The sequence below is a fragment of the Arenibacter sp. S6351L genome, from assembly GCF_023016025.1.
Lineage (GTDB): Bacteria > Bacteroidota > Bacteroidia > Flavobacteriales > Flavobacteriaceae > Arenibacter > Arenibacter algicola_B.
Map to the genome: position 1 here is coordinate 96,792 of NZ_JALKBB010000005.1, position 14,498 is coordinate 111,289.

The 14,498-nt window shown below is 40.8% G+C and carries 10 protein-coding genes; 8 read left to right on the forward strand and 2 right to left on the reverse strand.

Annotated features, from left to right (window positions below; genetic code table 11):
• Positions 1-43: 43 nt before the first annotated feature.
• Both MWU82_RS05895 and MWU82_RS05900 read right to left on the reverse strand, forming a co-directional pair.
• Complete coding sequence (locus MWU82_RS05895) at positions 44-925, reverse strand: phytanoyl-CoA dioxygenase family protein (protein ID WP_215947257.1); 882 nt, start codon at positions 923-925, stop codon at positions 44-46.
• Positions 926-943: 18 nt separating this feature from the next.
• Positions 944-2,068 (reverse strand): sialidase family protein, encoded by a 1,125-nt coding sequence (locus MWU82_RS05900; protein ID WP_247095618.1) that lies wholly within the window; start codon positions 2,066-2,068, stop codon positions 944-946.
• Positions 2,069-2,340: 272 nt separating this feature from the next.
• Here MWU82_RS05900 and MWU82_RS05905 point away from each other — a divergent pair, with 272 nt between their 5' ends.
• The 8 genes from MWU82_RS05905 (at position 2,341) to iolD (ending at position 14,483) form a co-directional block, all read left to right on the forward strand.
• Complete coding sequence (locus tag MWU82_RS05905) at positions 2,341-2,841, forward strand: hypothetical protein (RefSeq protein ID WP_247095619.1); 501 nt, start codon at positions 2,341-2,343, stop codon at positions 2,839-2,841.
• Between the two features lie 693 nt (positions 2,842-3,534).
• Complete coding sequence (locus MWU82_RS05910) at positions 3,535-6,483, forward strand: TonB-dependent receptor (protein WP_211322966.1); 2,949 nt, start codon at positions 3,535-3,537, stop codon at positions 6,481-6,483.
• Positions 6,484-6,501: 18 nt separating this feature from the next.
• Positions 6,502-8,187: a RagB/SusD family nutrient uptake outer membrane protein gene (locus tag MWU82_RS05915; protein WP_111623831.1), complete on the forward strand. Its 1,686-nt coding sequence runs from the start codon at positions 6,502-6,504 to the stop codon at positions 8,185-8,187.
• Between the two features lie 320 nt (positions 8,188-8,507).
• Positions 8,508-9,533 (forward strand): LacI family DNA-binding transcriptional regulator, encoded by a 1,026-nt coding sequence (locus MWU82_RS05920; RefSeq protein WP_247095620.1) that lies wholly within the window; start codon positions 8,508-8,510, stop codon positions 9,531-9,533.
• 141 nt (positions 9,534-9,674) lie between these two features.
• A complete protein-coding gene (locus tag MWU82_RS05925; RefSeq protein WP_247095622.1) occupies positions 9,675-10,616 on the forward strand; it encodes a class II fructose-bisphosphate aldolase in 942 nt (313 codons plus the stop codon).
• 11 nt (positions 10,617-10,627) lie between these two features.
• On the forward strand, positions 10,628-11,503 hold the full coding sequence (gene iolB / locus MWU82_RS05930; protein ID WP_247095624.1) for a 5-deoxy-glucuronate isomerase: 876 nt from the start codon (positions 10,628-10,630) through the stop codon (positions 11,501-11,503).
• A 6-nt stretch (positions 11,504-11,509) separates the two neighbouring features.
• Positions 11,510-12,523 (forward strand): 5-dehydro-2-deoxygluconokinase, encoded by a 1,014-nt coding sequence (gene iolC / locus MWU82_RS05935; protein WP_247095626.1) that lies wholly within the window; start codon positions 11,510-11,512, stop codon positions 12,521-12,523.
• Positions 12,524-12,623: 100 nt separating this feature from the next.
• Positions 12,624-14,483 (forward strand): 3D-(3,5/4)-trihydroxycyclohexane-1,2-dione acylhydrolase (decyclizing), encoded by a 1,860-nt coding sequence (iolD, locus tag MWU82_RS05940; protein ID WP_247095628.1) that lies wholly within the window; start codon positions 12,624-12,626, stop codon positions 14,481-14,483.
• The last annotated feature ends 15 nt before the right edge of the window (positions 14,484-14,498 follow it).

Sequence of the window (14,498 nt, forward strand, 5' to 3'; positions counted from 1 at the left end):
TTACTAAAGGTTTGATGAGTATTTTAACATTGAACTTATAGCTTTATTTTCCGGAATATAATTTTGGAAAGAACTTGCCTTCCATTTTATTGCCTTTGGGTACTCTGGGAACTCCTGCCAAAAGTTCATCGTCCGTATTGCTAACCGTGCCATCGGCAAACACATTAAGTACGAACGCCCGCCTACTTCTTTCCGACTTGTTTTCATAGGAGCCGTGTACCATAAGTGGATGATGAAATGTTGCATAGCCTTTTTTTAATTCGATGGGGGTGGGCTTAAATTGCTCTTTTTGTTCCGGACTAAGATATTTCATTAGCCCGTCCATATCACCTGCCAATGAAGGCGCATCCAAAAGACCCCATTTATGGCTTTTGGGGATATAGTGAAGGCAGCCATTTTCTGTGGTGGCATCATCCAATCCCGTCCAGCAGGTAAGGTGTTGCATGGCTATTGTCCTGGTCCAATAGGAGTAGTCTTGGTGCCAAGCTACTACACCACCGTGAAGAGCAGGTTTACAGAATAATTGGTCGTGCCAAAACCTAACTGATTTGTTTTCCAATAATTGATGTGCGGCCATAGTAAAAGCTGGATTCCACAATACATCATGAAACCCGGGGGTTATCCGCCAATGTCCTAGGGAATGGAATAAAACTGAGTTTGGGTCTTGGGATTCGTTACTGTGAAATTCATAGAACAAATCATGTGCAGGATGATCTGGATCCATTATTTCTGCCAATTCCCGGTTTAACAAATCTACCTGCCATTCTTCCAAAAGTTTTATGCCGGAAACATAGCCGAATTCGTGAAAGTGGGCCAGCTGTTCATCGGATAATTTGTATTGTTCCCATTCCTCAGCTGTTTTGGGCTGTTGAAACATATCCGAGACAGGACTATGCCTATCTGCTAAATCTTTTATTGCTGACATAAATACGGATTTTAAATGTTATTTATTCGGTTTTTTGTATGTGTCTTTTCCATCGGTCAACCAATTCAATGAAAAGCTTACAAAGGCATTTTCGGTATGGTCGTCCTTTTCAAAAAACAGACCAATATCGCCATTGTCCATAATGGTCATAGAGGAATAGGCGGAATCACCCTCATAAATCGTTTTACCCTCGGACCAGGTTTTGCCCTCGTCATAACTTATTCTAACAGTCATGTTAACACGATCTTTATCACTTTTGGCATTGGAGAACAACAATCTATTTTTGTTATAACCATCTGCCTTGGCAGTAAAGCGAATAATACTGGCGTTGCATCCGGGATCGATTAAAAAAGGTTCCTCAATTGTTTTCCAGGATTTGCCTTCGTCCTGGGACCTGTGGATATGGCGAATACCAGTGTTGTTTGACCTTGAATTTACCATCCAGCTGCCATCAGCAAGTTCCACTATTTTGGATTCATCTGCAGGGAAAAGTGCGGTATCTCTAAAAAACCAAGTTTTACCATGGTCATTACTGCCAAAAACACGTAGCCCGTTATTTAGATTTACCATGCAGTGGAGAAGGGCACCAGATCTGGTCTGTATGCCACGACCGGAGGTGATAAACTTAAAATCGTTGTGCCATTCCTCTTTCGTAATTTGAGGGGTAATATCTTCCGGCTGGCTCCAGGTCTTTCCGTTGTCCTTACTCTTTATAACATGTAAGTAATATACGTCTTTCTCATTGTTCAAATCCATAAAATTGTAAAACAGAAATATTTCCTTGGTGATATTGTCCACGATCATAGAGGGGTCGGAAGCTGATTTTCCTGGTGGGAAATCTACTATTTTTTCTATTTCCGACCAGGTTTTACCGTTATCGGAACTTCTTCGAATCACAATATTGATATCCTTGCTCCATTTTAAATCGCCACAGGATGGTACCCGTTCATCAATGGCCGCAATAAGGTCGCCGTTGGCAGCGGTGGCCAAGGCAGGAATACGGTAGCAAGAGACATTGGGGTTATTGGAGGAGTTAAATAAATCCAGGTAATTTAATACTCCGTCTGCAATTTGGAAGTTTTTGTTCTGCCCAAATAAAGTGGTGACCATAAGGAGGTAAATAATAGTGAATGTTTTTTTCAAGAGTAGCATCACTTTTTTTTATGCAATTTTAAATAGATTAATAATTCATTATTTAAAGATATTTTTAAAATATCACATTTACTAATTAGGTTATTGCATATTCGTTTTTACATGTTCTTTGTGCAGATAAACATTTCTTCATTGAGACCGAAAATAATGGAATATTTTAAAAATCAGTTTTCCCACAACCATTTTTGCCGCTTTTACAACAAAAATGTGGTCTGGTCTAAGGAAGACCCTAGATTTATACCGACCAATAAAAACTAACATTTATGAAAACGGTACTTATAACCTTTGTTTTTGCACTTCTAGGGACGGGCTTGTATGCCCAAAAAGGGATGAAAATAGGAATTCATGGAGGGTTGCCCCTGGATGAATTCCAAGATCAGCTTAGTCTAGTTGCCGGAGTGGATCTTGGATATAGATGGGGTTTAAGTGAAATTATAGACCTTGGGGTTATGGTAGGTTTCGTAAATGGATTTCCGGAAAAATATGATAGGGACCTTTTTGCCGAGGATTTGCCCAACATTCAATTTATGCCACTCACCGCATCTATTAGATTTTGGACATCAAATTCATTCTCCATTGGTGGTGATGTTGGTCAGGCTATAGGAATAAACGACGGCAATGACGGCGGATTGTACTATAGGCCAACAATAGCTTATTTAATGGGGGCCCAGACAGAAGTCAATATTTCTTATACTGGTATAGCGTTGGATGGTGCTACTTGGTCCACCATTACCCTTGGAGTGCTCTATACTTTCGATTTTTAATGGCTTATCTTTAAACAGGCTCAAAAGGAGTATATATTCTTTTAGAAAACTTGGCGGTTAGCCTTAAGGTCATTTTTTGGCCTATATACTGTATGGAATTATTTCTCTATTGCTCGAGCAAAATTTCCTTGGGCCACTTTACACCTCATCATTATTGCTAAGTAAGGGTGCTACAATGTTAAGTTAGGGTTACCGTAACAGAAAAGTGAATACCAGTTACCTTATATAAATTGCAGCCAATCTGTTTCCTTAGTAAACATCACTGTAAATACTGTAGAATGAACTAAATACTGGTAAAAATTCAAAATGTTTGCCTTCTACTACAGTATAAATTCAGACTTGCCTATACCTATATATGTTGCTCGTTTAAAATGTTTGTACAACAATACCAGGCCGTTGTTATTAAAACGTAAAGCCAAGGTAAAATCATAAAAACGCCTCATTTTCGTACTTGCATTTATATAGTTTTGCCGTGAATAACCAAACATTGATTATACGGCAGCGTAATTAACGGTCTTTGACAATGGACTCTTGTGATTTTTTACTAGGCATTAAGGGATATATGTCCGTAAGAAATTTCTGCCCAACCAAAGCAATGCAAACCTTTGCATAGTTTTTAAAGTCCTTAAAATTCCGATATCGTTAAATTAGTGTTAAATTGGTTATGACAAAACTAATTTAAACCATAAAAATATGAAGAAACTGAAATTTTTGATGTTTGTCTTTGTGATAGGCACATCTATGACATCATGGGCACAGACCACTATTACCGGTACGGTGTCCGATGAACAGAATGTTCCCTTGCCAGGTGCAACAGTGCTGGAAAAAGGAACTAAGAATGGAACTACGACCGATTTTGATGGGAATTTTACCATTCAAGTATCGGATGAAAGCGCAATTCTCGCGGTGTCTTTTTTAGGGTATGCAACCTCAGAAATACCGCTAAATGGTCAAAGCAATGTAAGCATATCGTTACAGGAAGACTCCTCATTATTGGACGAGGTGGTCGTAGTTGGCTATGGAACTCAAAAAATTAAGGACGTAACAGGTGCGGTTAAAAGGGTTACCAGTGAAGACTTCAATAAAGGAGTTGTAAACAATGCAGGTCAACTTATACAGGGTAAGGCTGCGGGTGTAAATGTCACCTCTTCAAGTGGTGAGCCTGGTAGTGGACAACGCATAGTAATTCGTGGACAAGGGACTATCCGTTCAGGGTCAGGGCCATTATTTGTTTTGGATGGTTTTCCTCTTGGCTTGGCAGGTACGGGTTCAAGTGAAAGTCCTTTGAATTTTATAAATCCAGACGACATAGAATCCATTGATGTGCTAAAAGATGCATCGGCAACGGCAATCTATGGTTCAAGAGGTGCTAATGGAGTGGTTATTATTACGACTAAAAGCGGAAAGGCCGGTGTTTCAAAAATATCACTTTCTACCGATGTAGGTGTTTCTACACTGGCACGTAAATTGGATGTATTCAGTGCTGATGAATTTCGAAGGGAAGTGGCAGCAATTCCTGGGAGTGAACTGATAGATGGAGGAGGTTCTACCGATTGGCAAGAAGAACTGACCCGGGCCGCAATTACGCAAAATTACAATCTGGTTTTATCCGGGGGTACCGATAAATTAAATTATTACGCTTCATTAGGGCTACAGGATCAGGAAGGTATTGTTTATAATTCCGACCTAAAAAGAACAAGTGCTAGGATTAACGTAACCCAAAAATTATTGGATAATCGATTAAGAATTGATTATAATTTAAATACGACGCTTACCGATCAATCCAGAAATAATAATTTGGGGTATTCTACCAACCCTACATTTAACGCATATACAGCGGATGGAGAAATTAACAATCCTCTTAATTGGAACAATCCTTTATTGTCCAATAAGTATAATGGGGATTTTTCCGAATCTAGAAGAATATTGATTAACATAGCACCTTCTTTCGAAATTTTGGATGGTCTGGTATACAAACTAAATTATGGCTATGAAAATAGATCGTCAGATAGGGATCAGCAAACTATCGCCAATAGTGATAGAAATGATTTAGGTTTTTTAAGACAGTCCTTTGGAAAATATGAAAATAACCTTATTGAAAACTACTTGACATATACTTTTGATGTAGGAGAACACAATCTAAGTATTTTAGGGGGTCACTCCTATCAAAAGACATTTGCAAGAAATAGTAGTTGGTCCATTGACGAATTTCCATCAGATACTGGTATAGACCCTCGTAATAACCCAGGACTGGGAGGGGATACCAATATAACTGACCATAGACCTACTGGAAGTACCTATGAAGACGAATTACAGTCATATTTTGGCAGGGCCAATTGGAGTTTTATGGATAGGTATCTATTTACCGCAACGGTAAGAGCTGATGGTTCCTCAAAATTTGGTAAAAACAACAAATATGGAGTGTTCTCGTCCTTTGCAGGATCTTGGAGAATTATTGAAGAAGATTTTATGGAGGGTTCCATCTTTAGCGATTTAAAATTAAGAGCGGGATGGGGGCAAACTGGAAATCAGGAAATTCCAGGGAAAATTACAAAAGCCTCCTTTAGAGTTAGTAACTCTAGTAATGTAAGTTATCCAATAGATCAAAATGGTGCTTATCCAGTGGGATCTGAATATACCCGATTTGCCAACCCGGACATTCAATGGGAGGTTTCAACCCAATCCAATGTGGGTGTTGATTTCGGATTATTTGATGGTAGTTTAACAGGTACTGTAGATTATTTCCATAAAGTGTCGGACAATATATTATTGGAGGTTGTTCCAGTAGACCCTATTGTTCCGGCACCAACGTATTGGACCAATGTTCCCGACATGACCATTACCAACAAAGGACTTGAAGTTGCACTTGATTATTCAAAACGTAATCCTGATGGTTTGTCTTACGGATTTGGAGGAAATGCCACTTTTATTGATAATTTAGTGGAGGATTCTCCCTTTACTATTGTAACTACCGGATCCGCATCTGGCCAAGGCCTTACGGATGCTACCATTAATGGATTTGTAAGCGGAGAGGCCATTGGCGCTTTTTATATGCAAACATTTACTGGAATTGGCCCGGACGGACTTTCAGAGTTTGCTGACACTGATGGGGATGGTGAGATAACCGAAAAGGATCGAACTATTGTTGGAAGTGCTTTACCGGACATGACCTATAATTTTTATGCAAATTTCAAGTATAAAGGGTTCGATTTCAATGTGAATTTTAATGGAGTATCCGGAAATGAAATTTATGACCATACGGCTATGGGAAGTTTCTATAAAACCTTATTGAGCAAATCCAATAATACTACGGCTGCTGCGATTGAATATCCAGAAGAAAGTATTATTAATTCAGCTGCCGTTTCCACACGATATTTAAAGGACGGTTCTTATTTAAGATTGAATAATATGACCTTTGGATATTCGTTCGACACTAAATCCATGTCGTGGGCCTCAAACTGGCTTCAAGAATTTAGGTTAAGCTTTACGGGCCAAAATCTATTTGTAATTACAGATTACGATGGGTATGACCCTGAGGTGAATACTGATAGTTCAACCAACGGAATTCAATCCTTTGGTATAGATAAGTTCGCCTATCCAAAGGCAAGAACATTTGTTTTTGGTGTGAATGTATCCTTTTAATAAAAAATATAATTAGATATGAAAAACAAGATAAAATTAGCACTGTTGTTCGTCAGCATGTTATTGAATTGGAATTGTACGGATCTTGAAGAGAATGTTTTGGACGAATCTTTGAATCCTAGTACAGAAGGTATTGATGAAGCTGTAGCAGCTATAGCTCCTGTGTATGCAAATGCAAATAATGACATTTATAGGCACACCATATATTTTGCCATGCAGGAAATCTCTACGGATGAGGCCATATTGCCTTATAGAGGTGGTACGGACTGGGGCGATGGAGGAAAATTTTCGGATTTATACCGTCATGCAATGACTCCGGGAAATGCCATTATGAAAGACGTTTGGAACGGGGTTACCAAACATATAGCCAGATCCGTAAGTGCTATTAATGCCTTGGAGCCATTGACTGAAACAAATCCTCAAGCGGTGGTTTATTTGGCAGAAGCCAAGGCTATGAGGGCTTGGTTCAACCATATTTTATTGGACGCATTTGGTTTAGTATTCGTAAAGGATAATATTGATGATCAATCGGTAATACTAAGAGGTAGTGAGGCGGTCGACTATTTAATAAGTGAACTGAAGGCTGCTGAACCCGACCTGTCAACTACTACGGCAGTAGGGCCAGGTAGAATGACAAAGACAGGTGTTCAGGCTTTATTGGCAAGGATTTATTTAAATGCTGCAGTTTATAGGGATCCTTATGGAACACCTAATTTCAGTCCTGCAGATATGGATGCGGTAATCCAATATACCAACCAGGTAATTAATTCTGGTGAGCATGCACTTTCTGCAGAATATTTTGAAATATTCGATGATGAAAACCATACCAATACGGAATTAATCTTTGCTTTAGATCAACGTCCAGATTTGGATGGTCATAATCGTATGGCTTATTTCTCCATGTCAGGTGACTTTTACCCTCTTCCAGAATTTCCTAGTGCTAACGGAACGGATGCCGCGGCAATTACTCCAGATTTTTATCAAACTTGGGTAGATGCTTATGGCGATGTAGATCCAGCTGAGGCCGATCCCAGATTTCATAAAGATAATCTGATCAATGAACCGGGTTGTGTGAGTGCTGCGGATTTTGAAGTGGATAGGGGAATTTATAGAGGCCTTTTGTATGGTTTGCAACACGATCAAGGTGGAGATCCCTTTGAGCGATGCGATGGTGACAATTATGTAGTGGACTTGGTTGTAAACCGTAGGTCCGAGGTGGGTGATCCAGTTTTTCATTCATTGGAGATCGATTTTACTACCAATAGTTCACATAGTAATGGTTATAGGGTGTTGAAGTATGAATTTAGTAAAACTTCCGATTCCGGTAGAAACAAAGGTCAAGCCGATCTTGTGGTTCTGCGCTTGGCCGATATGTACCTGATGCGTGCAGAAGCAATGTTAAGAAAGGGCGATGCCGGTGCGGCACTTGCTGATGTTAATTTAGTTAGAGCATCTAGAACCGCTAGGCATATTGCACCGGCACTGGATGCCATGGATCTTGATTTATTGTATCGTGAGCGTGGTTTTGAATTTTATTGGGAATTTCAAAGACGTACGGATATGATTCGTTTTGGAAAGTATGAGGACTCTTATACCGAAAAAACAAATTCCGATCCACAGAAACGTCTTATGCCAATTCCTCAAAGTGCAGTGGATGGTGCATCCATACTTGATGGATATTTGGTTCAAAATGCTGGATATTAGATAGATAAATAAGTATTAACTTGTGATAAGGGTGGGCAATTTTTTGCCCACCCTTATTGCTTGTAGGGTTATTTAGGATATCAAGATAATTCTGAAGATATTCTATTTAGAGATGCTTCATTTTATATTGATTTATTATTTTTCATGGGCTTAACTTAGGACGTTCATTTAGAAATTTTGTTGTAATTTGGTTACAATGTGCAATTCGTTAATTTGGGACTATAATTGGTTAGATAGCAATTTTTGGTTTTATAAGGTTGACAATTTGTAATAAATGGGCATATGAAAAGGATAGTTAGAATTGGAAATAACAATTTATTATGAAGAAGGGCCGTGTTACCATTAAAGACATCGCGCGCGAGCTGAACATAGCTCCATCAACAGTGTCCAGGGCCTTGAACGATCATCCGGCTTTAAAAAAAGAAACCAAGGACGCTGTAAAGGCACTGGCGGAAGCATTGGATTATCAGCCCAATCTTTTGGCATTGAACCTGCTGCAAAAAAAATCCAATACCATTGGGGTGATAGTGCCAGAAATTACCGGCCACTTTTTTTCCGCAATAATTACCGGGATTCAGGACGTAATTGTTGATTCGGAATACAATATCATGATTTGCCTGTCCAACGAATCCTATGAGGAGGAGCTGACCATTGTAAAGCGCTTATCAAAAATCCAGATAGATGGGGTCTTGGTGGCGCCCTCATCCGAGACCAAGAATTTTGATCATTTCCGCAGGCTTCAAAAAAGCGGTATTCCCGTGGTGGTTTTTGATAGGGACTGTCCAGGTTTGGAAGCCGATAAAGTATTGGTAAATGATTATTTTGGGGCATTCCAGGCTGTGGAGTACCTCATTGGCACGGGTTGTAAGAACATAGCGCACCTAGGAGGTCCTTTAAATCTTAGTACTACAGAACAAAGGCTTCAGGGCTATTTGGATGCTCTTGACAAAAATAAGGTTCCCATAAATAGTGATTTTATTGTACATGTTCCGGGGTTTTCCCATAAAGACGCTGTAAAGGCCACAAAAAAATTATTGGAATTGAAAGATCGGCCGGACGCCATATTCGCCTACAATGATAAAATTGCCATTTCGGCCATGCACATCGCCAAAAAAATGGGTTTGAAAATACCCGATGAGGTCTCCGTCATAGGGTTCGATGATGAGCCTCATTCGTCTTTTATTACGCCCTCTTTGTCTACCGTTTGGCAGCCGGTTTATAGTATGGGAATGCTCTCTGCCAGAATTTTGTTAAGTCATTTGAACAACAAGAATTCCATACTCGAGTTTCGAAAAGAAGTCTTTAAACCAGAACTCGTTATAAGGGCATCTTCCAAAGTAAATTAAGTGATACTCCCTTAGTCGAATATTTCTTTAATTGTGCAAACCTTTGCATTGACTTTTAATATGATATTCTTCGAAACATCAATTATTTATTGTTATTTGTATAAAATATTAAGGCTATAAATAATTATATCTAAATTTTGCATGCAAATTTCGCCCAAAAGTTTATTTGAACACTGTTATGGTAAATATGCCATTGCAGCCGTCAATGTTTTTACCATGGAACAGGTTCACGGACTTTTTAGCTCCGGGGAAAAGGCCAATGCACCATTTATGGTGCAAATTACACCGGCAGCACGGAATTACGCCCATCCTGAAATGCTTATGGCCATGATTACCGCGGCCTCCAAAATATATCCCAAAGTGGTCTATTCCGTTCATATGGACCATGGGAACGAGGAACATGCTTTTAATGCGATACAATCCAATGATTATGACTCTATAATGATCGATGCTTCCCATGATAGTTTTAATGGGAATGTAAAAAGGACAAGAGCGGTGGTGGAGGAGGCCCATAAAAAAAACATTGTTGTTGAGGCGGAACTGGGAGTACTGAGTGGGGTGGAAGATGATCTATCCGTGGACGAAAAACACGCAAAATATACCCAGCCGTCAGAAGTTCAGGAATTTGTAGAATTAACAGGGTGTGATAGTTTGGCGGTGGCAGTGGGCACCAGTCATGGAGCTTATAAGTTTTCTGGTGGAGACGGTATTCAGTTTAAAATATTGGAAGAGATTCAAAGAAGATTGCCCAAATTCCCTATAGTGCTGCACGGCGGCTCTGCCGTTAATTTAGAGGAAATAGACCGGATAAACAAGGCTGGAGGGCATTTGAATGAAGGTGCCTCCGGGGTTTCGCCGGAAGAGATTGTCAAATCCATTGCCTATGGAGTTTGTAAAATCAATATCGCCACAGATACCAGACTATTGTGGACTAGGGTGCATAGAGAGTTTTTTAGGGATACTCCAGAGCTGTTCGACCCCGTAATTCCAGGGAAGACCTATATGGCGGAGTACGAAAAATTTATGCTGGAAAAGTTCGATCTCTTGGGCGCCACTGGGAAAGTAAGCGACATGAAATTTTAAAATTAAAAATTATGGAACATAAGTCACATTTGCAGATAAAACCAAAATCCAAAACAGGGGTATACCATCAAATTACACCGGCATCTGCCAACTGGGAATATCTCAATTTTGAGGCAAGGTTAATGAACAAGGGGGAAACTTGGCAACACGATACCAAGGATAATGAAATGGTCATAGTGCTGTTAAGCGGCAATTTTAAGGTGGAAAGCGATAAGGGAAACTGGGAAACAAAAAATGGCAGAAAGGATGTTTTTAGCGGGGTGGCCCATACCCTTTACCTCTCACGCAATAGCAAATTCACTTTAACGGCAATGAGTGATACCTTGGATATTGGATATGGTTGGTGCAAGGTAGATGAAGATTTTCCTGCAAAATTTGTAACTCCAGAGGATACGCCCGTGGTTATTTTTGGTGGTGACAATGCTACCCGACAGTTCAATGATCTGGTGCCACCAGGTTTTGGTTGTAGCAAAATAGTGGTGCGTGAGGTATATACCCCTTCAGGCAATTGGAGTTCCTTTCCGGCCCATAAACATGATGAGCGCATAGTAGATGCAGACGGTACGGTTTTGGAGCCAATACAGGAGGAAACGTATTTCTATAAATTTCAAAAACCGGAGGCATATGCCATACAGCAGGTCTATACCAAGGATAGATCCCTGGACGAGATAGTAAGACCTAGACATAATGATGTGGTGATGATACCCAAGGGTTTTCATCCCGTAGTAGCGGAACACGGATTTCATTGCTACTACCTTAATTTCTTGGCCGGCACGGACCAATGCTTGGCCAATACCACAGACCCGGACCATGAATGGATCTATGATTCCTGGACATCAAAAGATAAACGATTGCCCTTGGTAACGGCGGAAATGAATAAACAATAATTTAAAATGAGCGATAAAAAGTTTGATGTAATCACGTTTGGAAGATCTAGTATTGATCTTTATTCACAGAATATTGGTTCGCCATTTAATGATATTAAAGGGTTTGATGCCTTTGTGGGAGGATCTCCGCTCAATATAGCTGTGGGATGTGCAAGATTGGGTGTAAATGCCAGTCTTTTGACAGCGGTAGGCAATGACAAGGTTGGTGAGTTTATCCTAAATTTCTTGAATGGGGAGGGGGTAAACACACATTGTATTCCCGTAAAAAATGGGACTAGGAGTAGTGCGGTTGTCCTTGGAATAGAACCTCCGGATAAATTTCCCTTGGTGTATTACAGGGATAATGCGGCCGATAGTCAGGTGGATATCGATGACGTGGACAAAGCCAATATTCCTGACTACAAAATATTGTTGATCAACGGTACTGCTCTAAATGTAGAACCTACTAGGAGTGCTACTTTTTATGCCACTGAAATCGCCAACAGAAATGATGTCGACGTAGTTCTCGATCTGGATTTTAGAGCGGACCAATGGCACGATTACAGGGCTTTTGGCTTAACCGTTAGAGCTATTTTGCCCAGGGTTAAAATGGCCATTGGCACGGAAGAGGAGATTCTTGCCGCCACCCTGATCAATTCCTCACAGGTGACCATTAAGGAACAACAGATTTCCGCTCCGGAAATCAAAGGGGATATAGATGTATCTATTAAGCAATTGCTATCCTCTGGCATAGAGACATTGATCGTGAAGCGAGGGGAGAAGGGCGCCAGCATATACCAAAAGGATGGTTCCAGGGAAGATGTTCCCGGGTTTCCCGTTGAGGTTTTGAATGTGCTGGGTGCAGGTGATGCCTTTGCCAGCGGATTCCTATACGGAATACTTCAAGGGTGGGATTTGAAAAAGGCATGCCGAATGGGTAATGCCAGTGGTGCGCAAGTGGTGACTAAAAAGGGTTGTGCCAACTTTATGCCAACCTTGGAAGAATCCATGGACTTTATAAAGCAGAAGGGCGGATTTTAATTTTATAAGCGATGAAATGCCCATTAACGGCTTTATCAAGCCAACCGATATGTTCTCAGGGCATTCCTTCTGACCTATTAAAACAAATAAAGAAGAACAGATGAAAACAAAAAGACTTACGGTGGCCCAGGCCACAATTGAATATCTTAAGAACCAATATGTAGAGCGCGATGGCGTTCAGAATAAATTTTTTGCCGGTTGTTTGGGAATTTTGGGGCATGGAAATGTAGCGGGAATAGGACAGGCATTGCATCAAAATCTCGACTTCCCATTTTACGTGGCTAGGAATGAACAGGGAATGGTGCATACGGCAGCGGCATTTGCACGAGTAAAGAATAGGTTGCAAACCTTCGTCTGTACTTCGTCCATTGGTCCGGGAGCTACCAATATGCTCACCGGTGCTGCAGCGGCCACCATTAATAGGATACCGGTCCTTTTGATTCCTGGGGATATATTTGCTACCAGACAGGTTGCCCCGGTATTGCAGCAATTGGAATCTAACGTAACCCAGGATATATCGGTCAATGATTGCTTTAAGCCCGTTTCCAAATATTGGGATAGGATCAATAGACCGGAACAACTTATCACCTCCTTGCCAGAGGTTATGCGGGTACTCACCTCTCAGGCCGAAACAGGAACGGTTACCTTGTGCATTCCACAAGATGTTCAGGCGGAAGCCTTCGATTTTCCAGTAGAGATGTTTCAGAAGCGTGTTTGGAATATAGGGAGAACTATGCCAGATCAAACGCTATTGGCAAGGGCAATTGAGCAAATCAAAAAAAGTAAAAGACCAATGATCATTGCGGGTGGTGGTGCTATTTATAGCGATGCAACGGCAATATTAAAAAAATTGGTCAATAGAACGGGGATACCCGTGGCCGAAACCTTTGCGGGGAAGGGATCGTTGGATTATAACGAACCGCAGAACCTTGGAGCGGCTGGGGTAACAGGAACACCTGGGGCCATTGAGATAGCCAAGGAGGCCGACCTGGTCATAGGGGTAGGTACAAGATATAGCGATTTTACGACCATCTCCAAATCCGCATTTCAAGATCCCAATGTCCGTTTTATCAATATAAATATTACGGAATTCGATTCCTTTAAACATGGAGCACTTCCTTTGGTAGGGGATGCCAAGGCCATATTGGAAACCTTGGATAAGGAGCTGTCCAATTTTAAAGTAAGCGCGGATTATAGTGAAAAAGTAGAAAACTTTAATAAAAGCTGGGATCAATTTGTAGCGGATATCTATGCCGAAAAGAATGAAGTGCCGGCATTTCAAGGGGAAGTGATCGGAGCTGTAAATTCATTTTCCAACCCAGAAGATATAGTCCTTTGTGCTGCAGGTAGCCTACCTGGAGACCTTCATAAATTGTGGCGTACCCGAAACCCAAAAGGCTTCCATCTGGAATATGGTTATTCCTGCATGGGTTATGAGATTGCCGGAGGTTTGGGTGCTAAAATGGCCCGTCCGGATAGCGAGATATATGTAATGGTTGGTGATGGAAGTTACCTAATGATGTCCCAAGAGATAGTAACATCGATCCAAGAAAAACAGAAAATGACCATTATTCTTTTGAACAATGATGGTTATTCCAGTATAGGAAGCTTGTCCAGTTCTCTAGGTAGCGAAGGATTTGGGACATACTACCGTTACAGGAATGAGGAGACCGATCAATTGGACGGAGGATTGTTGCCCATAGATTATGCGGCCAATGCAGCAAGTATGGGTGCCCATGTTATAAAGGCCTCCAATGCAGAGGAATTAAATGCCGCCCTTAAAAAGGCAAAAATCATAGACAGGACCACGGTAATCTACATTGAGGTGGATCGTAAAAAAGCGGTTCCCGGATTTGCCTGGTGGGATGTGGCCGTAGCCGAAGTATCCGAGAAGGATGCTGTGAAGAGTTCATTGAAAACCTCTCTGGAAAACAAAAAGACCCAGAAATACTATTTATAGACCATAACCAACCAG

Bases quoted from the DNA above. Each gene is read 5' to 3' on its own strand.
- MWU82_RS05895 (WP_215947257.1), bottom strand. From the start codon at position 925: ATGTCAGCAATAAAAGATTTAGCAGATAGGCATAGTCCTGTCTCGGAT.
- MWU82_RS05905 (WP_247095619.1), top strand. From the start codon at position 2,341: ATGAAAACGGTACTTATAACCTTTGTTTTTGCACTTCTAGGGACGGGC.
- MWU82_RS05910 (WP_211322966.1), top strand. From the start codon at position 3,535: ATGAAGAAACTGAAATTTTTGATGTTTGTCTTTGTGATAGGCACATCT.
- MWU82_RS05915 (WP_111623831.1), top strand. From the start codon at position 6,502: ATGAAAAACAAGATAAAATTAGCACTGTTGTTCGTCAGCATGTTATTG.
- MWU82_RS05920 (WP_247095620.1), top strand. From the start codon at position 8,508: ATGAAGAAGGGCCGTGTTACCATTAAAGACATCGCGCGCGAGCTGAAC.
- MWU82_RS05925 (WP_247095622.1), top strand. From the start codon at position 9,675: ATGCAAATTTCGCCCAAAAGTTTATTTGAACACTGTTATGGTAAATAT.
- iolB (WP_247095624.1), top strand. From the start codon at position 10,628: ATGGAACATAAGTCACATTTGCAGATAAAACCAAAATCCAAAACAGGG.
- iolC (WP_247095626.1), top strand. From the start codon at position 11,510: ATGAGCGATAAAAAGTTTGATGTAATCACGTTTGGAAGATCTAGTATT.
- iolD (WP_247095628.1), top strand. From the start codon at position 12,624: ATGAAAACAAAAAGACTTACGGTGGCCCAGGCCACAATTGAATATCTT.